Genomic DNA, 22,764 nt, shown 5'->3' with positions numbered 1-22,764 from the left:
AGTGCCTCAGAAGCCACGACACTCACATGTCTCAGAAATGAGGAGACAACACAGTGCTCTCGGCACTGAGGGCGACGGTCGCAGCGTCCTGCTTGGGGGCGTTGTCAGTGCGGCTCGCTGGTGAGCATGATCTCCTGAAAGTCGAGGCGGTTCAGGGCGTGCTCCAGGGAGTCGGCCGAGTAGAGGCCCTCGTCGCCGGCGTCGAGAAGGGCTTCGCGCTGGGCTCGGATTATGTCCAGGGCTCGTTCTCGCATGGGGGCGAGGTCGTCGTGGCGCCAGGTGGGGTCGGTCCAGGCCTTGGCGACGGCTGCTGGCGAGACGACGACGTCGTTGCCCTGCCTGCGTACGAGGCCGTGCTGCTCAGTGGTGGGGCTGAGGCTCTCGTTGTTCTCGGGGTCGGGGGCAGTCGGTGAGACCTTGTCCAGCCCGGGAGTGCTCGTCGTCGTTTGAGCGCCCGAGGCGCCGGGGCCTGCGGCACCGGTGGGTGCGGTGTGCTGGGAGGCGCCGCGAGTACCGACGGAGGCGACGTCGCGGGCGGCGTTGACCAGCAGCAAGATGACGGCGGCCTTCTCCTCCTCGTCGGCGGGGCCGGCCATGGCGGGTCTGACGACGCGGACCAGTGCGGGCAGCGAAAGTCCTTGGATCGTCAGTGATCCGGCGGCCACGAGCATGGCCACCAGGAGGAGGAAGGAGTAGTGAGGCGCTGTGATCGGCAGGGTCTGGGCGGCTGCCAGGGTGATGGCGCCGCGCATTCCCGCCCAGACGATGACGGCGCCCTCGCGTGTGCCCAGGGGCTCGGCTGCGAAGTAGTCCAGGTCGGCGCCTCGGCGTCTGACCCGGCTGGAGAGGCTGCGTGCGCGCCGGGCGATGCTCTCGTGGTTGGTCGCCTGGCGGAGCTTGCGCTGGACCTGCGCGAAGGGGCGCCGGTCCCAGGGAACCGGGGGCATCTCGGCCTCTCCACGCACGATGGCCGAGCAGCGATTCTGGAACTGGTGGATGGCCTCCGCGTTCTCCTGCCAGTGGATCGCCCAGCGCGCGGTCCGGTGGCTGAGGAGCTTGAGCATGGGTGTCACCACGAGCGCCCGGATGACGACGGTCAGCGCCCCAGCGATGACAGCGACCGCGATGGCCCGGACAACACCGAGAGCTGAGGCGCCGACCTTCTCCACGATGCCGAAGAACTCCAGCCCCATGACCAGGAAGATGAGTCCTTCCAGGGTGAGCTCGACGGTGTGCCAGTTGGTCCGTGAGGCTACCCGGTGGGCGGGTGGCAGCATCCGGGGGCCGCGGTGGCCGGTGATGAGCCCGGCGACAACGGCTGCCACGAGGCCCGAGCCGTGCATGTGCTCGGCCGGGATCGCCGCGAGGAAGGGCACGGTGAAGGACACGACCGTGTCCACGGTGGGGTCGGTGATGTGGGAGCGCACCCGCAGACTCGCCTCGCCGACGAGCCAGCCCACTCCCAGGGCCACGAGGACCGCCAGGGCGAAGCCGCCCAGCACGCCTCCGACACTGACGCCGCCGGATGCTGCCGCTGAGACGGCGGAGGACAGGACCACCAGTGCGGTGGCGTCGTTAAGCAGTCCTTCCCCTTCCAGGACGGTGATGATGCGTTGGGAGACTCCCAGCCGGCGGGCGATGGAGATGGCCACGGCGTCGGTGGGGCTGAGGATCGCTCCCATGGCGATGGCCCAGGCCAGAGAGAGCCCCGGGACCAGGAGGGTGAGGACCGCGCCGATCACCGCGGCGGACAGGGGCACCAGCAGGATGGCCAGCACCGCCACCGGGACGAGCTCGCGGCGGAAGTTGATGGTGGAGATGCTCACCGCCGTGGAGAACAGCAGCGGCGGAAGGACTCCTTCCAGGACCACCTGGGGGTCCAGCTCGATCGCCGGGATGAAGGGCAGGAAGCCCACCGCTGTCCCACCCGCCAGGAGGATCAGCGCCGGGGCGACCCCGATGCGGTCGCTGAGCTGAGAGGCCGCCGCAATGGCCAGAATGCCTAGCACGGCGATGATGAGGAGGTCCATGGGCCAAGGGTATCCAAGTGCATCGGCGATGACGCTGGGGCTTCAGCAGTCGTGGTCGGTGAAGCCGGGGAAGTCCATACCTACCCCAGGGGTGCGCCGTGCACGACCGGCTCTGAACCTACGGTCCCCACGCTCGGGAAAGTCCTCTCCAAGAAGAGCGTCGCCGCCTTGACGGGGACGTCCCCCGCGGCGCGGCCCACCGTGGCCCGCCCGCCTACGTCGCCTGCCACAGTCCGCTGATGGGTCGACGTCGTCGACCTCCGGGCCGAAGCCGGGGCCATAATCCGGAGCGAATGCGGGACCGGGGCCGAAGGGGCTGAAGGGGCCGAAACCGTGCTCGCGCATGCGCATCATGGCCTCGAAGCGCTCCTCGCCCATACGACGACGGGCGCCGGCGAAGCGCGGCCCGCGCTCACCGTCCTCATCCGGCCCGAGCTGAGTCTCCAGGGAGTCGATGATCTTGTCGAGAAGCCGAACCAAGGTGGAGACCTCCTCATCGGTCAGAGACTCGAGGTAGTCGGCTCTGGGCCCGCTCAGTGGCGTACTGCGACCGGCCTCGGTGAGGTGGACGACCATGACCCGACGATCCTCCTGACTGGGCCTGCGCTCGATGAGGCCATCGGTCTGGAGCTTCTTGAGAAGCTCGTTGAGGGACTGCTGGCGGATATCGAGGAGGAAGGCCAGGTCTCGGGTGGGGATCGGGCTCTGCATGCGCAGGGCGGCCAGAACCCGGCCGCGGCCGCGCGTGATGTCGGCAAAGGGGCCGTCGCGATGCGCCGTCATGCGGCTGCGGCGCATGAGGTGCTGCAAGCGCCGGAATCGTTCGTGAAGGGAGGCCCGCTGCGGGTGCTGCGACAAGGCCGCGCCGTCAGCGGCCTTGGAAACATGGGGGTGGGAGCTGTTCGTCATATCGGTCTCCGTCTCAGCGCCTTGATAGGCGCCGTGTTGAGTGTCGTGTGAGGTGGTGCTCGGCTCGGTGTTCCTGATGCTCTTGGGATTCATGAGCTTCTCCTGACTCGTGAAGGCACCCGTGCGGATCTGCTGGCGTTCCCGCCGACACCGGTTCGCGCGGCCGTCGCGGACAGTGCGGCACTGCACTTCGAAAGGTGCCTGTTGTATCTTGACGACACTAAAACTACAGGCACCTTCCGATTTTGGTCAAGGAGTTTCGGCAGGTACCTGTATGTTGTGAGTCACTCTTCAAACGGTCTGGCCGCACCGGTCCCGGAACCTGTGTCGACAGCCGCAGCCGCGCCGACACGTCGATGGACGTCAGTGGAACCCGGTAGTCGGCAGTGGAAGTCAGCGGCTGGCGTTAGCGTTGCAGCATGTCTCAGACGACCATGACATCGGGATCCCCAGGGACGGGCGGCCCTGTTCGCGAGCGCGCCGAGGCCGTCCTGCGCGAGCTCGTTGGTCGCAGCGACGCGCACCTGCGTGAGGACCAGTGGCGGGCGATCGAGGCGCTTGTCATCGCACGCCGCCGCGCGCTGGTGGTCCAGCGCACCGGGTGGGGCAAGTCGGCGGTGTACTTCGTGGCGACGGTCCTGCTGCGAGAGGGCTGGGGAGCCTGGCGTCCGGGCGTCCCGCCGCCCTCCCCCGGTGCGCGCTCCGGTACCGGGGCCAGCGTCATCATCTCGCCGCTGCTGGCCCTCATGCGCGACCAGGTCACCGCCGCAGGCCGCGCCGGGATCCGGGCCGTGACCATGAACTCGGCCAACGTCACCCAGTGGGATGAGATTCAGGCCCAGGTGGCCGCCGGTGAGGTCGATGTCCTGCTGGTCTCCCCGGAGCGTCTCAACAACCCGGTCTTCCGCGATGAGGTGCTCCCCCATCTGGCTGCGAGCGCCGCGCTGGTGGTCATTGACGAGGCCCACTGCATCTCCGACTGGGGCCATGACTTTCGCCCCGACTACCGGCGCATCGGCACCCTGCTGGCCGGCCTGCCGCCGCGCACCCCGGTTCTGGCGACGACGGCGACCGCGAACCACCGGGTCAGCGCCGACGTCGCTGAACAGCTGGGGGCGTCCCTGGAGGAAGGCGGGGCAGGCGGCGAGCAGGTCCTGGTGCTGCGGGGGTCCCTGGAGCGCGACTCTCTCCACCTGGGGGTCAGGATGCTGCCGGATGCCGCCTCCCGCCTGGCCTGGCTGACCGCCTACATCCGCCGCACTCCCGGCAGCGGCATCGTCTACTGCCTGACGGTCTCGGCGGCGCAGGAGGTCGCCGAGTACCTGCGTGCGGCGGGCGTGGAGGTGGCCGCCTACACGGGGCAGACCGACGCCGCCGAGCGCGAGCGCCTGGAGGAGGACCTCAAGGCCAACCGGGTCAGGGCGCTGGTGGCCACCTCCGCTCTGGGGATGGGCTTCGACAAGCCGGACCTGGCCTTCGTGGTGCACGTGGGGGCTCCGTCCTCACCGGTGAGCTACTACCAGCAGGTGGGTCGCGCCGGTCGTGGTGTGCAGCGGGCTGAGGTGGTCCTGCTGCCCGGCCCGGAGGACCGGGCCATCTGGGAGTGGTTCGGCTCGCAAGGCTTCCCGCCCGAGGAGCAGGTTCGCGTGGTCCTGGACGCCCTGGAGGAGCGCAGGGCCGCGGGCGGTGGGGCGGCGTCCACAGCGGTGCTGGAGACGGTGACCTCGTTGCGACGCAGCCGGCTGGAGTCCACGCTCAAGGTCCTTGACGTTGACGGCGCCGTGCGCCGGGTTCGTGGCGGTTGGGAGTCCACTGGCCGGCCCTGGTGCTATGACGCCGAGCGTTATGCGCGAGTCGAGGCCGCGCGCCGAGCCGAGCAGGAGGCGATGCTCACCTATGAGCGTCTCGGGGCCGCTCCTGCCCCCGGGCAGGGCTCATCCCCCTGCCGGATGGCCTTCCTCAGGTCGGTGCTCGATGACCCCCAGTTTGAGCCGGGATGGCGCTGCGGAGCCTGCGACCTGTGCGGGGGCCTGGACCTGCCTGACGTCCCCGACCAGGAGCAGGTCGGTGCCGCCCGAGCGGCGCTGGGGCGCGCAGGGGTCGAGCTGCGGGCGCGCCGCCAGTGGCCTACCGGGATGGATCGACTGGGCCTGAGCCATCTCAAGGGCCGCATCGGAGCCGACCGTCAGGCTGCGACCGGGCTGGCGGTGGGCAGGCTGGATGGGTTGGGGACCTCGGTGGCGCTGCGCGAGCTGGTGTCCTCCGCCGCCGACGGCGAGGTCCCGGTGGCGATCAGGCCTCAGGTGCTTGAGGCGGTGGACCGGCTCGCTGAGATCATCCGCAATGAGCAGGACGCCGCCGGGGTGAGCCGCCCGAGCAGGCCGCCGGCCGTCGTCGTCGTGGACTCCCGCACCCGCCCCGGCATGGTCCGCCAGCTGGGGCACGCCGTGGCCACACGGCTGGGCGCACAGGCCCTGGGCGTCGTGGGTCTGGCCGGTCAGGATCTGCCGCAGCACGATGTGGGCTCTGCATTTCGCCTGGCACAGGTGGCCCGAAGCCTGACGCTCCAGGAGTGGCCGGCTCAGGCCCTCGAAGAGCTGCGCGAGCGCGTCGTGGTCCTCGTGGACGACTGGAGCGACTCCGGCTGGACGCTCACGCTGTCGGCCTTCCTTCTGCGTGAGGCGGGGGCGGCGGCGGTCCACCCCTTCGTCCTGGCGCAGAGGTAGGGGCCGGTGGGCACTGCCTGAACAGGCATCGCCCACCGGCCCCGGTGTCCTAGGAGCCCAGTGCCCTAGAAACCAGTGGAGACGGCGGCCAGCGCCGGAGCCACCTGGCCCCCGGGGGTTCCGACCTGGTCCTCGAGGTAGTACCACCAGAAGGGGGCTCCCCAGGCATCGGATCGCCCCAGTGCCGCGCCAGTGACATGCTCGGCGACGGCGGTGCGGGCGACCGCGGGGTCGGAGGCCGAGCCGAACCACCAGGGGCCGGTGTTGAGGTCCTCGCCCCCGTACCCGAGCTCGGTCACGGCAAGCCGGGAGGAGGCGAAGGCGGCCTCCAGGGTGCTCAGGATTCGGTCAGCTGCTGTACCCAGCGGATGGAGCTGGGGGTAGACGGACAGTCCCACGACGTCAACCAGCTCCCTGATCGATGCGGGGATCTCCTTGGCGGCATAGCTGAACAGGGAGTACGCCGGGTCCGCCTGCCCGAGCTGGTAGTACAGGGTCAGCACCGTCGTGGCGCTGGTGCGCTCACGCACAGCCTTAGCCGCTCGCTGGGCCTTGGCCACCGGCCCGGCGCCCAGCCAGTCCCCACCGATCTCGTTACCGACCTCCCAGGCGTCGACGTTGGGAAGCGCCTTGATGAGGGTGTCGACCCGCGTGTCCCAGGCGGAGTCGGTCAGGGAGACCATGTCGTGGGAGTCGCAGATCTGGGCCAGGGCCTGGCCGCCCTGCGCGTGCAGGGCCTCCACCGTGCTGCGCCAGCCGGCCATCTCCTCGGCGTCATTGGGGTCACCGATCACGAGACGGGCCGACACCTTCCGCTTGCCGCCTCCCGGGCCGCTGGGGGCTAGCGCGGCGGCAACCTCCGCGGATGTGGGCACCCGAGTGAAGGTCACTCCGATGACGGCGTCCTGCGGCGCCTGAGCGGCCAGCACCCGGTCCAGGGAGAGCTGGGCCCCTGCGGCCGACTCCAGGGCGGAGTTCGCCAGGCGGCCCCGCTCCGTCCAGGACTGGGCCTTGGAACAGGAGTCCAGGGACTGCTGGGCGGAGGCGCGCAGCTTTCCCGCCTCGTCAGCCCCCTTGAAGCCCTTCGCGGTGGCCTGCTGGAGGCGCTCGGGCTGCCTCTCGTGGAGGGTTCGGGCCGCCAGCTCCAGGAGATCGTGCTCGCCGGAGGCCGGCAGATCCGCCATGAGTGCCGAGTACCCGTGGCTGGTCGGCCACGACATGGTCAGAGTGCACTCACGCCCGGTGGGCACATCGATGCCGATGGCACCGCCCTCGTCCTGGTAGAGCGGGCCGACGGCGATGACCTCCAGGGTCTTGGCATCCAGCAGCGCGTCGTCATAGCCGACCTCGCCCTTGCCGTTGGACTGAATGCGTCGCAGCGCCTCGAGGTTGAGGGCGTTGCCCTGAGCATCACTGATGTGAAGGCTCAGGTGGGTGGTGGCCCCGTCCCCCACGGCCGGCGGGGTCACGTTCGCGTGCCCGCAGGAGGACACTGACGCTCCCAGAATTCCAGTGCCCAGGAGCGCCAGCATCCTTCTGCGGTTGGTCTCAAATGTCATGGAAGCAGTATTCCAGTCTTGTGAGAGACATTTCGACCGAACGGTCTCATGTCCGTGATTCCGAGACCGCTGAATCTCACAGTCGGCGTCGTGGTCATCTCAGCTCCGAGGCCGGCACGAAGGTGTACCCCTCGGCCTTGATGCCGGCGACGATCTTCTTCAGCTCGGCCAGCGGGTAGTAGGGGTGGAAGAAGAAGCTGGCGGTGGCGTGAGTGTTGACCAGGTTGAGCTTGGCGGCGTCGATGATCTCCTGAGCCAGGCGCGGCGGGTGCTGGTTGATCTCGTTGGGCTCGAAGTTGCCCAGGTTCTCGGGCAGGACGTGGGCCCCGTAGGGGTCGTTGACCGCGTAGGGGAAGAACTGCCCGTAGTAGTCGAACGGACCGGCCTGGGTGTTGGTCAGGGTACCGGCGTAGAGGAGCTCGCGCTCGTAGCGCACCGGGTAGTGCTCGCCGATTCCGTAGTAGGCCTCACGGGTGGCCGAGTAGTGCGGGGTCTCGAAGATCTCCGGAGTCGGCAGGTCGACCTCCCCGAAGATTTGGCGTCCCTGATCCACGCGCTCGGAGGCCCATTCCTGGGAGGTACCGGGCAGGGCGCCCCCGATCTGGACGAAGGACTTGTCCTGGCAGTCGATGGCCGGGGCCTTGGTGTCGTTGGTGGCCGAGCACCACGAGCGGATGAACTCGAAGTCGTCGGCGGAGACGGCGTTGTAGGGGTTGTCCAGGGTCCCGAACTGGTGAGTGGTGCCGTGCTGAACGATCGTTCCGCCCTTGTTCACCGCGTCCTGGATGACGGCCACCAGCTCCGGAGCGTCCTCAAGAGTGAGCTCCTTGGGCTCCCCGTCGTTCTCAGTGCCCTTGGGGTCGATGTACTTGGGCACCACGGCCATCTGGAAGGGCACGTTCTGGCTGTAGAAGTAGTCGACGATCGCCTGCAGCTCCTCGGGGTCGCTGTCCGGGGTCACGTCCTCCAGGCGCACAGCGGCCTGACGGAACTGCTGGGCACCGGGCTGGAGGAAGTCCAGGAGGATGTCGGCGGCTGCGATGTAGCGGTCCTGCTCACCCAGGTAGGTCAGGGGGATCTCACCGATGAAGGTCATTCCCGAGGAGCTGACCGCCCAGGGGAAGGAGCTGGTGCCGGACTGGGCGACGGAGGCGCAGGCGGTGGCCGCTCCGCCGGGCTTGGAGCACTCGGCGCGCCCGAGGACCTTGACGTCCTTCTCGCGGGTGATGTGTGGGGCGATGATGCCACCGGTGTTGAGCTCGTTGCGCTTCAGGGAGGCGCCGTTGTAGCTGATCTTGGTGACCCGGTCGGTGGAGTCGATGTAGGAGGTGGCGGCGTCCCAGCCGTAGCGCTGGGTGAAGGCGGCGCGGTCAGCGTCGGTCTTAGCCAGCTGCCAGATGTTGAAGCCGGACCACATGACCGGGATGTTGCCGGTCAGGGTGTCGTCGATGAAGGCCCGCGGCAGGGGCTCGTCGTAGGTGGAGCCGATGTAGACCACGTTGGTGAAGCGACCGGCCAGGCCGGCGACGTAGTCCTTGACCGGGAGGGTCGTCACAGTCCCGGAGTGGCTGGCCAGGGTGCCCATGCTCAGGGCGTAGTACTCCCCCAGCTTGGCGTAGTCCCCGGTGGTGTCGAACAGGACCAGGGTCGATGCCGGCCCCGCCTCCTGGTTGGAGAAGGTCACCGCGCCGGCAGGGACCTCGGGCGCGTTCTGCTTCAGGTCACGGATCTTGACCTGTCCCGCGGCGGGCGCGGGCTTGTTGAGGTCCACGTCTGCCTGCTTGTTGCCCTTGAGGGGGAGCTCCTTCTTGGCCGCGGCGGCCGGCTCGGGCGGAGCCGGAAGTGGTTTCTTGGCCGGGTCGGCGTCGTTGGCCTGGGCCCCGCCGGCGGGCTTGGCCGCGGCGGCCTGGACCGCCACGGGAGGCTGCGCGCCAGCGGTGGGGGCGGCCTGAGCAGGGCCCACTGCGGCGATGGAGCTGCCCAGGCACACCGCGATGGCGGCCAGTGCGCAGCGGCGCCGTCGTGCAGACACAAGGGTCGGGAGGATCATGAACGCTCCTTCGATGAGGTGGGAACAGGTTCGAACTCGGGAAGGGGGACACCGCGGCCGAACAGGGCTGCGGTGGCGGCCAGGATGCGCTTGCACGCGTGTCCGTCGCCGTAGGGGTTGGCGGCCTGGGCCATGGCTGTGTAGGCCGCCTCGTCGGTCAGCAGGGCGGAGACTCTCTCAACGATGCGCTCCTCGCCGGTTCCGACCAGCTCGGCGACCCCGAAGGCGACGGCCTCGGGACGCTCGGTGTTGTCCCGCATGACCAGGACGGGCTTGGACAGCGCGGGGGCCTCCTCCTGGACGCCGCCGGAGTCGGTGAGCACGACGTCGCAGCGGTCGATGAGTGCGCAGAAGGCGCCGTACTCCAGCGGATCGCACCAGATGACGTTGGCGTGGCCCTCGATCTGAGGCAGGAGGTCCTCGCGAACCTTGGGGTTGCGGTGGACCGGCAGCACGAAGAGCACCTCGGGATGCCTGTCGGCCAGGCGCGCGACGGCGCGGCCGATGGCCCGCATCGGCTCGCCCCAGGACTCACGGCGGTGGGCGGTGACGAGCACGACTCGCCGGGAGGCGTCCTTCAGTGCTGCGGCCAGCTCCTCATCCGGTGGTGGGACCCGACGGTCGACGGCGACCAGGAGCGCGTCGATGACCGTGTTGCCGGTGACGCTGACAGTCTGCGGGTCGGTGTTCTCGCGCAGCAGGTTGTCCCGGCTGGTGGTGGTGGGGCACAGGTGCAGCGTGGTCACCTGGCTGATGAGCCGCCGGTTGGCCTCCTCGGGGAAGGGTGAGGAGATGTCCCCGGTGCGCAGGCCGGCCTCGACGTGGAGGACTGGCACCTCGTGGTAGAAGGCCGACAGCGCGGCGGCGAAGGCGGAGGTGGTGTCCCCCTGGACGATGACGGCGTCGGGCTGGTGGGCCTCGATCGCCCGCCCCACCCCTTGCAGACAGCGGTTGGTGATCTGGGTGAGGGTCTGTCCCGGCGAGTGGATGTCGAGGTCGTCGTCGGGCACGATTCCGAAGAACTCGTGCACCTGGTCGAGCATCTCACGGTGCTGCCCGGTGACGACGACGATCGGATTGAAACGCTCGTCGTCGCGCATGGCTGCCACCAGGGGGGCGAGCTTGATCGCCTCTGGGCGGGTGCCGTAAACGAGCATGACTCTCAGGGGGCCACCCGTTTGCGTGGAGTCGGTTGTCATGGGGTTCTCCTGGTCGTGTGTCGGGAGTGGGACGAGGTGGGCCTCAGTGGTGGTTGAGTCCGGCGCTGTCGTCAAGGGCAGGCCTTACTTGTCCTCGGTGATCGGGGTGAAGGTGACGTCGGAGTCCTCGCAGTAGGCCGCCACGGTTCCGGAGCGGTAGGGGGACTGCTTGTCGGTGACGGTTCCGAGCTCCTGCCCGTCCACGATGATGGTGAAGGTGACTTCCGACGACTTGGTCGTGTCAATGGTGACGGTGACGTCGTGGCTCTCCCCGGGTGGGTAGACGGGTGTGTTGCCCGATGACAGGAATCGCTGGTATCCCGGGTAGGCGGTGTCCTGTTTGGAGATCTCCCAGCCGTTGGGCTTGAGGGCCAGAGCGTAGAAGTGGTTGTTGTCGGTGTAGTTCCACAGGAGCCAGGCGACCTCCCAGGCATTGGGCTCGCCGTCCTCTCGCAGCTGCTTGACGGTGGTCATCGTGGTGTGGATGGTCTGGACGCCTCCCGCCTCGATCTCGACCGTGGTGGAGGTGGCCAGACCGGCGTGGGTCGTGTCATGGGAGTTGGCCGATGTCGGCTTGAGGCGCAGCAGGCCCTCGGAGCACGAGGCCTCGCCATAACCATCGAAGATGATCGCCCACTGGGAGCAGTCCGGCGTCTCAGTCCCTGTCTCTCGGGCGTGGCAGTACACGGTGACTCCTAGAACCAGTGCCAGGACGCAGACCGTCAGGAGGGCGCGACGCAGGATCCTGCCGCGACGAGAACCGTCGATGGCTCCTGCGTGCTGAGGCGCGTTGGCAACTGTCATCTCATCTCCTCATTGGTCAGGCGGCTGGCTGTAGGACGGGGACGTCGCACGATCACAGCAGTGGGGTTCAGCAAGGGGCGGGCCGGGACGGCCGGGACCGCACTGCCCGGACCTGTGCCCTGAGGGGCCGCCAGGGGCTCCACCCTCGCCGGCTCGCTGGGCGGCCGCTGCTTGCTCGGTAGCGGTGAGCCCACGGCTGCTGCTCCATGGGAGCCGGCCACCGGCCCGCTGGGCGCGCCCTGCGCTCCTTGAGCCGGTTCAGCCTCCCGCGCGGTCTTGGCCCACCCGGTGCGTCCGGTCAGCTCCCGGGCGACTGCTCGCCAGCCGTAGAGGCTGGGAAGGAGTCCATAGAGGACGAACAGGTGCGCGTAGCCCACGGACTTGAGCAGGTTCAGACCCTCGCTGCGCTCGATGCGCCAGTAGATCCAGGCGTAGATGAGCGCCGGGCCGAAGGCGATGACATAGGCCCCCACGAGCCACGCCCATGACTGCTCCCACCTCAGGACCGCGGCCACACCGGCGGTCACCATGGTGATGAGGAAGGACAGGGTCAGCAGGGAGCCAGTCAGGAGCAGGTAGGGCGTAAGTACCTGCCAGAGCGTGTCGGCCCGCCCCAGGCCGCGCTGTTCGCGGGCCACGGAGCGCAGCAGGTGCAGTGCCTGGAGGTTTCCCTGGAACCAGCGGGTGCGCTGACGCATGAGACGGCGCATGCTGGTCACGCCCTGCTGGTGAACGGAGGCCGCGGGCCAGAACTCGTTGGTCCAGCTGGTGGCGTTGAGCCGGATCCCCAGGTCGAAGTCCTCGGTCAGCGACCGGGTCCAGGGCCGGGGTCCCAGGGCGTCGAGCGCGCTGAGGCGGACGAACTGGGCGTTGCCGCCCATGCCGACACTGCGGACTCGGCGCCGGCCTCGCTGGAAGACCTCGGTGAAGATCACGAACTCCATGTCCTGCATGCGGGCGAGCAGGGAGCCGAAGCGGTTGTTGATGCGCACCCCCATCTGGACGGCGCCGACCTCCTGCGGGGCGAAGGCCTTGCGCACCTCCCCGATGGCGTGGGGGTCGAGCCTGCCGTCGGCGTCCATGACTCCCACGACGACCCGCGAGGAGGACACCGTGGTGCATCGGGAGCGCACGATCGATAGTGCGTCGTTGAGAGCCTCCCCCTTACCCAGGCGGGCGTGGGGAGGACGACGGCGAACCACCTCGACACGCTCGTCGCCGGCCTGGGTGGCCACCTGGGCGGTGTCGTCGTCGGAGCCGTCGTCGATGACCATGATGCGCAGGCCCGGGTCCGGGATCGAGGTGAGCCGTCTGACACTGGCACCGATGACCTCCGCCTCGTTGAGGCAGGGCATGAGGATGACGATGAGCAGCGGGGCATCGGGGTGCGAGGGCCCGCCGTGCCGTGGGGCACCGCGCGAGGCGACGAGCATGAAGAAGGTGTAGGCGAGAGCGACTGCGATCATCCCCAGGGCACCCCACCAACCGATGCGGTCGAGGATTCCCAGGGGGCTTGAGGAATCGAAGCTCATAGACGGAAGCGGGGCCTGGGTCCTCATCACGCTCGCAGACTCATCAGGCCGCTGCGCTGCTGGACGTGGCGTCCGGCGGTGCGCCGGGGGCGCGGGAGCAGGGCGCGGGCCGCGCCATAGAGATTGGTCAGCAGGAAGAAGGCCAGGATGGCGACGAACACCAGCCCGGCGCAGTCAATGAGGAAACGAGCGACGAGAGCGGGAGGGGAACCTGCCGGGGCGACATACCACACGACGAACAGTCCGGTTCCGGCTGCGAATGGGGAGTAGTGCATGAGGCCATCCATCTGGATCCAAGGGGTAGGGCCGATACCGACTGTCATCACCGCATTCGCGAGCAGTTCTAGTCGGTACCAACGCCTCGGTGCGACGCGCCCGGGGATGACGGGATGTGGGAACTCAGCCCGTCGGGCACGGCGCACCGTGCGTCACCACCAAATATAACAATAGAGTAACGCTTTGCAACACTGTGCCATTCGACCATGCAATAAGCGTCCTCTTGGAGATGGCTCACAAGGACTGAAAGTGGCGGGATTCCGCCACTTGAATCGTCAATGAATCCAGGCCTGCACCGTCCCCACCCGTCTGACGCATCAGGAGATGGTCACGAGTAGATCACAGTTCGTTCTCACAATGCGTGGTCAGCAGCCTTTTTCACTGTCTGGCGGGCACGGGCCGCCTCACCGTGGGCGGGCAGATCCTCACAGCTCGCCAGGACCTCCAGTGCCGGTGTCATGGCCTCCAGGGCGCTCGCGCTGTACTCGATGAGCTGCACCGGTTTGAGGAAGGCCATCACGTTCAGTCCGGCAGCGAACCGGGCAGTCCCACCGGTGGGAAGGACGTGGTTGGAGCCGGCCAGGTAGTCGCCCAGGGGCACAGGGCTGTAGGGTCCGATGAAGATGGCGCCGGCGTTGCGGATCCGGCGCGCGACCTGAGGGGCATCGAAGGTGTGGATCTCCAGGTGCTCGGCTGCGTAGGCGTCGGCGACCTCGATGGCCTGCGCGAGGTCGCGCACCAGGACGGTGCCCGACTGCGGTCCCCTCAGGGCGGTCGTTGCCCGCTCCCGGTGCCGGGTCTCGCTGAGTCTGCGCTCGAGTGCCGCATCGACGGCGTCGGCCAGCTCCGGGGAGTCGGTGATGAGGACACTGCCGGCATTGGGATCGTGTTCCGCCTGGGAGAGCAGGTCGGCGGCCACGTACTCGGGGTCGGCCCCGGCGTCTGCCAGGACGGCGATCTCGGTAGGACCCGCCTCAGCGTCGATGCCAACCCTTCCCATGACGGCTCGCTTGGCGGCCGCCACGTAGATGTTGCCGGGACCGGTGATGACGTCCACACCCCGGCACAGGACCTCTCCCCCGGCATCCGCGCGGTCGGTGTCGTCCTGGGCGTCGGCACCGTAGGCGAGCATCGCGATGGCCTGGGCGCCGCCGACGGCGTAGACCTCGGTGATCCCCAGCAGCGCGCACGCCGCCAGGATCGTGGGGTGGGGCAGACCGGCGAACTCGGCCTGAGGCGGGCTGGCCAGGGCGATCTGCTCGACGCCGGCGACCTGGGCGGCCACCGCGTTCATCACCACGCTGGAGGGGTAGACGGCCAGCCCTCCGGGAACGTAGAGCCCGACCCTTTCAACGGGGATCCAGCGTTGGGTGACGGTGCCGCCGGGGACCACCTCCGTGGTGCGCTCGGCGGGCACCTGGGCGGTGTGCCCGGCCCGGTTGTGGGCGATGGACAGCTCGAGGGCCTCGCGCACCGCGGGGTCCAGGCCGTCGAGCGCCTGGGCGATGGCAGCAGCGGGCACACGCAGGTGAACGGGTCGCACGCCGTCGAAGCGCTCGGCGGCGTCACGCAGTGCGGCCGCTCCCCGGGATCGGACGTCCTCGATGAGTGGAGCCACTGCGGCCTGGGCGGCGGTGACGTCAAGGGTGGCCCGGGGCAGGGTCTGTGCCAGCTGGCGTGCGGAGAGTCGGGTGCTGCGCAGATCGGTGCGGGTGAGCATGCCCGTAAGCCTACAGGCCATGCACAAGGCGGCCCGGGAGAGCACGTTGTCTCCCGGGCCGCCTCACACCTGCGGTTGAGTCAGAGACTCATCTCGCGCACGGCGCGGGCGGCGCCGACCATGCTGGTCAGGCTCGCCTCGGTCTCGGCGTAGGCCCGGGTCTTGAGACCGCAGTCGGGGTTGACCCAGACCTTCTCGGCGCCCAGGGCCGCGACGGCCCGCTGGAGCAGCTCGGTGCACTCGGCCTGGCTGGGCACGCGCGGGGAGTGGATGTCCCACACACCCGGGCCGAGCTGCCGCTCGAAGCCGTGCTCGGCCACCGCGGGCAGGATGTCCATGCGCGAGCGGGAGGCCTCGATGGAGGTCACGTCGGCGTCGAGGTGGTCGACCGCGTCGATAACGACGTCGAACTCCGAGTAGCACAGGTGGGTATGGATCTGGGTGGCGGGAGCCGCCCCTCCGGTGGCCAGGCGGAAGGAGCCGACCGACCACTCCAGGTAGGCGGGGCGGTCGGCGCGCCGCAGCGGCAGGGTCTCGCGGATGGCGGGCTCGTCGACCTGGATGACGCCGATGCCGGCGGCCTCAAGGTCCGCCACCTCCGCGCGCAGGGCCAGGCCCAGCTGGTCGGCGACCTGGGCGCGCGGGATGTCGTCGCGCACGAAGGACCAGGCCATGATCGTCACCGGGCCGGTGAGCATGCCCTTGAGGGGCTTGTCGGTCAGGGACTGGGCGTAGGCCGACCAGGCGACCGTCATGGGCTCGGGACGGGCGACATCGCCCCACAGGATGGAGGGGCGGGTGCAGCGCGAGCCGTAGGACTGGACCCAGCCGTGCTCCGTGGTCACGAAGCCGTCGAGCAGCTCGGCGAAGTACTGGACCATGTCGTTGCGCTCGGCCTCGCCGTGGACCAGGACGTCCAGACCGAGGCGTTCCTGAAGGGCGACGACGTTGGCGATCTCGGCGCGCATGGCGGCGTCGTAGGCGGCGTCGTCGATCTCCCCCTTGCGCCAGGCGGCCCGGGCCTTACGGATCTCGGCGGTCTGGGGGAAGGAGCCGATGGTGGTGGTGGGAAGCTCGGGAAGGCCGAGGCGCTCGTCCTGGGCCGCCTTGCGCTCGGCGTAGGGGGCGCGGGTGCGGTCGGCGTCCGTGACGGCCTCGACGGCGGCGCGGACCTCGTCGCGGTGCACGCCCGGGTGGGCGGCGCGCTGCTTGCGCAGGTCGGCGTCCTGGGCCAGCTCTGCGGCAATGGCGTCACGACCCTGCTCCAGGCCCTTGGCCAGGGTGATGACCTCACCGACCTTCTGGTCGGCGAAGGCGAGCCAGGAGCGGATCTCCGCATCGATGGCGGTCTCGCGCTCGACGTCGTGCGGCACGTGCTGCAAGGAGGTGGAGGTCGCCACGGTGATGGGGGTGCCCTCGGGAAGGCGCTGGCGCAGCTGCTCGAGCACGTCCATGGCCCGGTTCAGGTCGGTGCGCCAGATGTTGCGTCCTGAGACGACACCGGCGACGACGGCCTTGCCCTCCAGGGCGGCCAGGTCGCCGGCCTCGGGCAGGGCGCCCGCCACGAGGTCGAGGCCCACGGCCTCGATCGGGGCCTGACCGAGCACGGGCAGCGCGTCGCCCAGGGAGCCGTAGGTTCCGGCCACCAGGATCTGGGGGCGCTCCACGATGGCGCCCAGCCAGGTGTAGGCGTCGCGCACGGCGTCAAGGACTCGCTGGCGCTCCACGTTCCAGGAGTCGGAGACCAGGGCGGGCTCGTCGAGCTGGACCCAGGTGGCACCGGCCTGGTGCAGGTCCATGAGGAGATGGCCGTAGGCGTGCAGGACGTCGCTGAGACGGTCCAGGGGGTGGAAGTCCTCGGCCGCCTCGTCGGAGGGCTTGGCCATGAGCAGGTAGCTCACCGGTCCTACGACGACGGGGCGCACCTCGATCCCAGCGGCCTTGGCCTCGCGGACCTGGTCGGCGATGGCGGTGTCGACGTAGCCGATGGGGGTGGAGGCGTCGATCTCGGGGACCAGGTAGTGGTAGTTGGAGTCCAGCCACTTGGTCATCTCCATGGCCGGGCGGGCTCCTTCACCGCGGGCCAGGGTGAAGTAGCCCTCGATGTCGAGGGCGCCGTCGGCGTCCAGCAGGTCGCGGAAGCGGGCGGGCGCGGCCCCCAGGGTGGCGGTCACCTGGAGAACCTGGTCGTAGAGGGTGAAGTCCGCCGGCACCGAGGCGGGCTGAGTCAGCCCCAGGTCCGTCAGGCGCGAGCGGGTCGCCCCGCGCAGCTCGGCGGCGGCGTGCCTGAGCTCATCGACACTCAGGTTCCCTTTCCAGAAGGATTCCACGGCGCGTTTGAGCTCACGGTCCCTTCCGATGCGGGGGTATCCCAGGATGGTGGCCCCCGGCAGGGGGGTGGAGGGGACCTGTGACTCGGTCACGGTGATCTCAGCCGGTGAGGCGGGGGCGACCGACTCAGGGGTGGCGCTCATGCATTCTCCTTGGTGATGGTGGTGTGGGGCTGGACGGGGTGGAGGGAAGACAGTGCTGCACCGGGAGAGCCGCGGCGCAGGAAGGAGGGGCCTCGGCCGGGCGTGGCCTGAAGGTATCCGCGGTCGACGGCATCGCGCACCTCCCGGTCGGGCGCGGCTCCGGCCAGGATGCCCCCCAGACGCAGGTGGCTGATGACGTCGAGGGCCGGGCGAGTGCGGTTAAAGGTGTACAGGTGCAGTCCGGGGGCCCCGGCGCGCAGCAGCGCGGTGGCCAGGTCGAGCGTCGCGCCGATGCCGCGTTCCACGAGGGTGGCGCCGCTGGCCGATCCCAGTGTGGAACGCAGGCCGGCGGGCACGCGAACCCCGGTGAGCGCCTCAAGGCGGGTGAGCCGACGCAGGTCGGTCAGCGGGATCACCCCGGGAAGAATCGGGATGCTCACTCCCGCGTAGGAGGCGGCGTTGGTCAGCGCCATGTAGTCGGCCGCGTCGTAGAACACCTGGGTGATCGCCATGTCAGCCCCGGCGGCCTGCTTGGCGGCCAGGACCTCGATGGCCTCGATGTGATCGCTGGTGGCCGGGTAGGCGGCCACGGCGATCGTGACGTGGCGTCTGCCGTCACCGAAGAAGTCGGCCTCGACCTCCCGGATGACCCGGACGAGGTCGTCGGCGTGGCGCAGCTCCCCGGCGACGTCGTCGGCCCGGGTGCCGGCCGGCGGGTCACCGCGCAGAGCGAGGAAGCGCCGCACTCCCATCCGAAGGAAGCGGGTGACAATGTCGACGGCCTCCTGCTTGCGGTAGCCGATGCAGGTCAGGTGCGCCATGAGGGGGATGGTGCTGGACTCCAGCACGTGGGCGAGCACGCACTCGGAGGGGTTGGTCTGCTCCTGGACCGCGCGCACGCGGGGCGCAACCTGGCATCGGCCCGCCTCCGACTCATGCGCGCTCCCTTCATACCCGCCGCTGCTGATCCCGTCAGCGGGGTCTGTGACGAAGGTCGGTCGGTAGGTCACCGAGACGAAGTCGGGCCCGGTGGCCAGAAGCCTGTCAATGCGGCCCCAGGTGGCCGAGGCGGCCTTACCCGGTCGAGGGGGGAACAGCTCCAGGCTGACGGTGGGCAGTCGCCGGGCGGTTCCGGTCTCGGCGCTGTTCAGGTCCCCTGCGCGGCCACCTGCCGCGGCGGTGGGCCCGGTGGGCTCGTTGTCGTGCACATCGTCTCCATCGGTCCTGGCTGAAGCACCCGCGTACCGGGTTGCTGCGGCGTCATGGAGCCAGGTCTCTCGGCCGCTCTGGATGGTCGAGCGTATCAAACCACGACGGTTCTACGACCTCGCCGTCGTCCCATATAGCGAGAACTGCTCCGCTCAGCCGTTGGCCTGGTTCTCATCCCAGGCCGCCCAGCAGGCGAGGCGCTGCGGCGGGGCCCAGCTCGCGTCCCTGGTGCCAACCTCTCCCGTGGCCGCTGAGACCACCAGGGAGGCCAGACTTGGTTCGCCGCGAGCAGCGCAGTCGTGACCGATCATGGAGAGCAACGGCCCCATATGACGCGGCAGCACGCCCCGTCCGATCGAGTCACTGAGCTCGCCGTAGGTGATGACCTCACGGTGCTGAGCGACCTCTATCAGAACGGAGCGTGCTGCGTTGGTGGCCTCAGCCAGCCTCGGGGTGAGTCGGCGCATCCTGTCCCCCACTGGGAAGTAGTCACCGACGGTGATGGCGAGCGACTCAGTCACGGTGTAATGATCCGGGTTGTCCGGGCTCGTCACAAGCTAGTCCTCGCTGCACCTCCACCCCGAGGCCGGAACTGGTCAGTCGGCCATGCGACGGCGCACCAGGATGAAACCGCCGCCCAGGGCGATGGCGGCCACTGCCAGGACGATGCCGGTCATGCTGGCACCGGTGAGGGGAAGACGGCCACCGCCAGTAGCCGCAGCAGCCGCAGCGGCCTGGCCCTGACCGCCCTGAGCGTTGCTGCCGGGCTTGGCGATGCTGGAGTTCTTCTGGCCGGCCCCCGCCTTGGAGTCAGAGGGGCTGGCGCTCTGTGTGTTCTTGCCGCTGGCGTCAGAGGCCCCGTCGGCAACGGTGGAGCCGTTGTTGTCGGCCTTGCCGCCCTTGTTGGTGTTGCCGCCCTTGCCGCCGTTGTTGGCAGCCTTGTCGCCGTTGTTGGCAGCCTTGTCGCCGTTGTTAGCGGCCTTGCCGCCGTTGTTGGCGTTGTCAGCGGGGGCGTCCCCGGCACCGGGGACGGCTCCGCCACCCCAGGCGACGTTGACGAGCGCACCGCGGTCCACGGCAACGTTGGCGTTGACGCCAAGGGTCTTGGCGATGTCCTCGGGCAGGGCGTGGCCGTTACCGGAGGCAGGGCTTCCCTCCTTGAGGTGGAAGTCCGAGGTCTTGTCCATCGGGTTGGCCGACTCCTTGACGAAGAACGGGTTGTTCTCCGGGGAGCCGTGCAAGTCCAGACCGTTGGACTCCTTACCCGCGGCCTTGACGCTCGAGCTGGCCGTGAAGTCGGCGAGCTTCTCGGCGTTGACCGACTGGTTCATACGGTCGGCGCCCCAGTTCCACAGGACCGTGGTCGACAGGGTCTGGGGGTTCTCCTGGCGGTAGTAGACGTCGTAGTCGATGCTGGAGACCATCTCATTGGCGTAGACCGCGCCGGAACCGTCCTGGTTGGCCCCACCCAGGACCTGAACCATGGCCGAGTAGCGCCACGGGTCCCCGGGCATGGGGGTGGTCTGCTCGGAGGAGAAGATGTTGTTCATCACCTGGGTGTTGGTGGTGTCCCAGCTCAGTCCGTGCTCGGCGCTCCACTTCTGCACCTGGGTGCACACGCCCTGGGCGTTACGGGCGTTGCAGCCGTCGGAACGGGTGTCCTCCTGGATCCACAGGCTGGTGAGCGCGTGGGAGACGGTGTTGTTCCACACGCGGGTGTCGTTGGACCCAGAGACGTGGATGCCGATGCCGGCCCCGGCCACGATGTTGGAGGCGATGAGGTTGTTGGAGGAGACCTCGTTGAAGATCGCCACCGGGACGTTGACGAAGTAGTTGCCAACGATCTCGGAGTCCATCACGCCCTCGTCGAACCAGACACCTGCGGCACGGTTCTGGTCATAGGCAGCGGGGTCGGAGATGTCCGTGCCGGTGGCCGAGTAGTCCACGGTGTTGTTGGCGAAGCGGATGTTCTTGGCGTGGGTGATCTTGGTGTCGGCCAGGGTGCAGTAGGCTCCGCAGTCCTTCGTGATGAAGCCGGAGGTGTTGTTGTTCCTCCACAGGTTGTTCTCCACCTTGGCTCCGCTGGAGTCGTTGATGCCGAAGGCGTTGGAGCCGTTGTTCTCGAACAGGTTGTTCGACACGACCGCGTTGGTCGAGTCGATGACCTGCAGCGCACCGGCGGTCGAGGAGTAGCGGAAGGTGGAGTTCTCGATGCGAGGAGCGCCGTGAGCGGCCACAACCGTTCCACCACCGGAGATGGTGCCGATCTCAGGGTCGTTGTAGTCCCAGCGCTGCACTGCGGAGTACTTCTCCACCGTCAGTCCCGACAGGGTGATGTTATCGGTGTTGAAGGACAGGGCGCGGGAGTGCTGGACCACCTCGACCTGGTGCTGGTTGGGGTCGACGCCGATGACGTAGGAGGTGCCGCGGTGCGGCTTGACGTTGTAGCCGGCCTGGTTGTTGTTCGGGTTCTTCAGAGTGACCGGGTCAGGGTCATCGACGAAGAAGGTGGACTCGGTGACCTCGGCGCGGCTGAGCACCTGGGTCAGGGGCTTGCCATCGACGAACACCTGCTCGGGGTGTGCGGCGATCCCCTCCTTGGCGGGGTCGGCGTTGATGGTGCAGACCGTGCAGAAGCGGACCATGTCCTTGCCCGTGGACCACTTCCCGTCGCCGCCGGCGTTCCAGCTCGTGGGGACCTCCGCACCGGTGAGGACCGGCTTGGCGCCCTCGGCCGCCTTGATGGTCACGCCCTTGTCGACAGCGAGCTCGCCCTCACGGTAGGTGCCGTTGGCCAGCTCGATGGTGTCTCCGTCGCCGGCCTTCTTCAGGGCGGCTCCAATGGTCTGAAGGGGCTTGGCAGCGGTTCCGTCTCCCGCGTCCGAGCCGCCCTCGGCCGAGACATGAATGATGTTGCCGTCAGCGGCAGCGGCTTCTGGTGCATGAGTCACAGCCAGAACAGGCGCCGACAGCGATAGAGCGAGTATCGCCATCTGGGCGACGATTCGACGCTTCATGGTGTCTCCGTCTCCGTAGTGTGATCAGAACGCCGTTACCCTACCGTGATAAATTTTGTTTGGCATCCGTTATATCCGCATACTTTTGAGAGACGCTTCTCTCACTCACCTCGCTGCCGGCCGCTCTTGCGGGGTGCTACCTGCTCCGACGTGCACATCTCATGCCCCGTCTGCGAGGATCAACCTATGACGCATGCAACACCTCAGCGGGCATCTCGGTACCCGCTCATCTCAGTGTCCGGAAGCATCAGGCTCGGCCAGTTCCTCAAGCTGGCGGGCCTGGTGGAGGACGGCGCACAGGCGCGCATCGCCATCCAGTCCGGAGACGTCACTGTCAACGGCGTCGTGGAGACGCGTCGCGGGCACCACCTAACCGACGGCGACGTCGTCGTCGTCGATCACCCTGCAGGCCAGGTGGGCGCCACCGTCGAGCAGCTGGGGACCGAGCAATGAGCCCGCTCCCCAGCACCAGGAGCAGTCCTCAGGCCCCGTCCCCCTGACTCCGTCGGCTCCTGCCGACGCATCATCCGCACCGTCGACGGCGCGGCCATCGCCCCTCAGGTCCTTGGCGGTCTCGTCGGTACCGTCCTCGGCGCCCTCATCATCTCCATCGTCGTTGCCGGCGGTCGACGACAGCCTGGTGTGCAGCTCGATGGTCTCGACCTCATGGGGCTCGTTGGCCGTCGTGACCGCGGTGGTGACCGAGTCGACCAGGACCTGGTTGGCCACCGGTGCCGCAGCAGCATGGCTGAGGCCACGCCACCGGTGGCCACGCCCCAGAAGACGACCGTGAAACGGCTCGGATCGGTCGCGCCGTTCTCCGAGAGCCCTCCCATGACGATGGAGGCCGAGTCGGCACCGGTGACGAACTGCCGGATGGTGCGGCCGCGCGAGATGCGGGCGATGAACATGCCTGCGAAGGGTGTCCAGGAGATCCGCCAGGCCCAGGGAGCAGGCCGATCCGACCAGGGCGTACATCGCCCACGGGTAGATGGTCCAGTGGAACATGGCCGTGCCCAGAGCGGTGCTGACGGCTCTGGCCGTCTGAGGGTCGACAGTGTCCGGCGGGGACAACGTGTAGAAGTAGAGCGGTTCACCGACTCCGTAAAAAATCAGTCCAATGCCCATTCCCGTAGCGAGCATCGTGGAGACCCAGGATCCGGTGGAGTACTCGGGCTCCTCGGCGTCTCCGCCCAAGGGGATCGTGCCGAACCGGGAGGCTTCCACGACAGCACCAGCACTGTTCGACCGGCTCGTTA

16 protein-coding genes, 2 pseudogenes and 1 riboswitch are annotated in these 22,764 nt (G+C 68.6%); of the genes and pseudogenes, 2 read left to right on the top strand and 16 right to left on the bottom strand.

Annotated elements, in window-relative coordinates; genetic code table 11:
• Positions 1-104: 104 nt before the first annotated feature.
• Together HMPREF2883_RS10960 and HMPREF2883_RS10955 are read right to left on the bottom strand one after the other, a co-directional pair.
• Entirely contained in the window at positions 105-2,030 is a 1,926-nt protein-coding gene (locus tag HMPREF2883_RS10960; protein ID WP_070662239.1) for a cation:proton antiporter, read from the bottom strand.
• 42 nt (positions 2,031-2,072) lie between these two features.
• Positions 2,073-3,032, bottom strand: a complete 960-nt coding sequence (locus HMPREF2883_RS10955) for a MarR family winged helix-turn-helix transcriptional regulator (RefSeq protein ID WP_070662237.1) — start codon at positions 3,030-3,032, stop codon at positions 2,073-2,075.
• Positions 3,033-3,358: 326 nt separating this feature from the next.
• Between HMPREF2883_RS10955 and HMPREF2883_RS10950 the strand changes: the two genes are divergently transcribed.
• Positions 3,359-5,665 (top strand): RecQ family ATP-dependent DNA helicase, encoded by a 2,307-nt coding sequence (locus HMPREF2883_RS10950; RefSeq protein ID WP_081384585.1) that lies wholly within the window; start codon positions 3,359-3,361, stop codon positions 5,663-5,665.
• A gap of 65 nt (positions 5,666-5,730) precedes the next feature.
• Here the strand turns inward: HMPREF2883_RS10950 and HMPREF2883_RS10945 are convergent, their stop codons facing one another.
• The 11 genes from HMPREF2883_RS10945 to HMPREF2883_RS10895 form a co-directional block, all read right to left on the bottom strand.
• Positions 5,731-7,224, bottom strand: a complete 1,494-nt coding sequence (locus HMPREF2883_RS10945) for a Tat pathway signal sequence (protein WP_070662234.1) — start codon at positions 7,222-7,224, stop codon at positions 5,731-5,733.
• Between the two features lie 94 nt (positions 7,225-7,318).
• Positions 7,319-9,274, bottom strand: a complete 1,956-nt coding sequence (locus tag HMPREF2883_RS10940; RefSeq protein WP_070662232.1) for a DUF2334 domain-containing protein — start codon at positions 9,272-9,274, stop codon at positions 7,319-7,321.
• Entirely contained in the window at positions 9,271-10,473 is a 1,203-nt protein-coding gene (gene wecB / locus HMPREF2883_RS10935) for a non-hydrolyzing UDP-N-acetylglucosamine 2-epimerase (RefSeq protein ID WP_070662229.1), read from the bottom strand. The genes HMPREF2883_RS10940 and wecB overlap by 4 nt, the downstream gene beginning before the upstream one ends.
• Before the next feature lie 84 nt (positions 10,474-10,557).
• Positions 10,558-11,277: a hypothetical protein gene (locus HMPREF2883_RS10930; protein ID WP_081384584.1), complete on the bottom strand. Its 720-nt coding sequence runs from the start codon at positions 11,275-11,277 to the stop codon at positions 10,558-10,560.
• A complete protein-coding gene (locus tag HMPREF2883_RS10925) occupies positions 11,274-12,836 on the bottom strand; it encodes a glycosyltransferase family 2 protein (protein WP_070662226.1) in 1,563 nt (520 codons plus the stop codon). Before HMPREF2883_RS10925 ends, HMPREF2883_RS10930 begins: the two co-directional genes overlap by 4 nt.
• Positions 12,836-13,084 carry a hypothetical protein gene (locus HMPREF2883_RS10920; RefSeq protein ID WP_256277449.1) on the bottom strand — a complete coding sequence of 83 codons (249 nt, stop codon included), beginning with the start codon at positions 13,082-13,084 and terminating at the stop codon, positions 12,836-12,838. Before HMPREF2883_RS10920 ends, HMPREF2883_RS10925 begins: the two co-directional genes overlap by 1 nt.
• A gap of 353 nt (positions 13,085-13,437) precedes the next feature.
• On the bottom strand, positions 13,438-14,805 hold the full coding sequence (hisD, locus tag HMPREF2883_RS10915) for a histidinol dehydrogenase (protein WP_070662220.1): 1,368 nt from the start codon (positions 14,803-14,805) through the stop codon (positions 13,438-13,440).
• An 80-nt stretch (positions 14,806-14,885) separates the two neighbouring features.
• On the bottom strand, positions 14,886-17,279 hold the full coding sequence (gene metE / locus HMPREF2883_RS10910; protein WP_081381243.1) for a 5-methyltetrahydropteroyltriglutamate--homocysteine S-methyltransferase: 2,394 nt from the start codon (positions 17,277-17,279) through the stop codon (positions 14,886-14,888).
• Entirely contained in the window at positions 17,276-18,487 is a 1,212-nt protein-coding gene (locus HMPREF2883_RS10905; protein ID WP_070662217.1) for a methylenetetrahydrofolate reductase, read from the bottom strand. The genes metE and HMPREF2883_RS10905 overlap by 4 nt, the downstream gene beginning before the upstream one ends.
• Positions 18,488-18,491: 4 nt before the next feature.
• Positions 18,492-18,576, bottom strand: a riboswitch (SAM riboswitch).
• A 64-nt stretch (positions 18,577-18,640) separates the two neighbouring features.
• A complete protein-coding gene (locus tag HMPREF2883_RS10900; RefSeq protein WP_070662317.1) occupies positions 18,641-19,009 on the bottom strand; it encodes a hypothetical protein in 369 nt (122 codons plus the stop codon).
• A 75-nt stretch (positions 19,010-19,084) separates the two neighbouring features.
• Entirely contained in the window at positions 19,085-21,505 is a 2,421-nt protein-coding gene (locus HMPREF2883_RS10895; RefSeq protein ID WP_070662214.1) for a right-handed parallel beta-helix repeat-containing protein, read from the bottom strand.
• Positions 21,506-21,691: 186 nt separating this feature from the next.
• On the opposite strand from HMPREF2883_RS10895, the gene HMPREF2883_RS14355 reads away from it, so the two are divergent.
• A complete protein-coding gene (locus HMPREF2883_RS14355; RefSeq protein WP_075371201.1) occupies positions 21,692-21,958 on the top strand; it encodes an RNA-binding S4 domain-containing protein in 267 nt (88 codons plus the stop codon).
• A gap of 104 nt (positions 21,959-22,062) precedes the next feature.
• Here the strand turns inward: HMPREF2883_RS14355 and HMPREF2883_RS15635 are convergent, their stop codons facing one another.
• From HMPREF2883_RS15635 to HMPREF2883_RS15630, 3 genes and pseudogenes are all read right to left on the bottom strand, one after another.
• Complete coding sequence (locus tag HMPREF2883_RS15635) at positions 22,063-22,383, bottom strand: BCCT family transporter (RefSeq protein WP_371080769.1); 321 nt, start codon at positions 22,381-22,383, stop codon at positions 22,063-22,065.
• Positions 22,363-22,452 (bottom strand): annotated as a pseudogene (locus HMPREF2883_RS15910) (BCCT family transporter); the annotation flags it as partial. The gene HMPREF2883_RS15635 and the pseudogene HMPREF2883_RS15910, both read right to left, overlap by 21 nt.
• A 19-nt stretch (positions 22,453-22,471) precedes the next feature.
• A pseudogene (locus tag HMPREF2883_RS15630) lies at positions 22,472-22,732 on the bottom strand (BCCT family transporter); the annotation flags it as partial.
• Positions 22,733-22,764 lie beyond the last annotated feature (32 nt).

Origin of the sequence: Actinomyces sp. HMSC075C01, from assembly GCF_001812965.1 — a bacterium.
Classification (GTDB): Bacteria; Actinomycetota; Actinomycetes; order Actinomycetales; family Actinomycetaceae; genus Actinomyces; species Actinomyces acetigenes.
This window is presented reverse-complemented; position numbering and strand designations above follow the sequence as displayed.

Coding starts and splice junctions, on each gene's coding strand:
- HMPREF2883_RS10960 (WP_070662239.1), bottom strand. CDS start 2,030: ATGGACCTCCTCATCATCGCCGTGCTAGGCATTCTGGCCATTGCGGCG.
- HMPREF2883_RS10955 (WP_070662237.1), bottom strand. CDS start 3,032: ATGAATCCCAAGAGCATCAGGAACACCGAGCCGAGCACCACCTCACAC.
- HMPREF2883_RS10950 (WP_081384585.1), top strand. CDS start 3,359: ATGTCTCAGACGACCATGACATCGGGATCCCCAGGGACGGGCGGCCCT.
- HMPREF2883_RS10945 (WP_070662234.1), bottom strand. CDS start 7,224: ATGACATTTGAGACCAACCGCAGAAGGATGCTGGCGCTCCTGGGCACT.
- HMPREF2883_RS10940 (WP_070662232.1), bottom strand. CDS start 9,274: ATGATCCTCCCGACCCTTGTGTCTGCACGACGGCGCCGCTGCGCACTG.
- wecB (WP_070662229.1), bottom strand. CDS start 10,473: ATGACAACCGACTCCACGCAAACGGGTGGCCCCCTGAGAGTCATGCTC.
- HMPREF2883_RS10930 (WP_081384584.1), bottom strand. CDS start 11,277: ATGACAGTTGCCAACGCGCCTCAGCACGCAGGAGCCATCGACGGTTCT.
- HMPREF2883_RS10925 (WP_070662226.1), bottom strand. CDS start 12,836: ATGAGGACCCAGGCCCCGCTTCCGTCTATGAGCTTCGATTCCTCAAGC.
- HMPREF2883_RS10920 (WP_256277449.1), bottom strand. CDS start 13,084: ATGCACTACTCCCCATTCGCAGCCGGAACCGGACTGTTCGTCGTGTGG.
- hisD (WP_070662220.1), bottom strand. CDS start 14,805: ATGCTCACCCGCACCGATCTGCGCAGCACCCGACTCTCCGCACGCCAG.
- metE (WP_081381243.1), bottom strand. CDS start 17,279: ATGAGCGCCACCCCTGAGTCGGTCGCCCCCGCCTCACCGGCTGAGATC.
- HMPREF2883_RS10895 (WP_070662214.1), bottom strand. CDS start 21,505: ATGAAGCGTCGAATCGTCGCCCAGATGGCGATACTCGCTCTATCGCTG.
- HMPREF2883_RS14355 (WP_075371201.1), top strand. CDS start 21,692: ATGACGCATGCAACACCTCAGCGGGCATCTCGGTACCCGCTCATCTCA.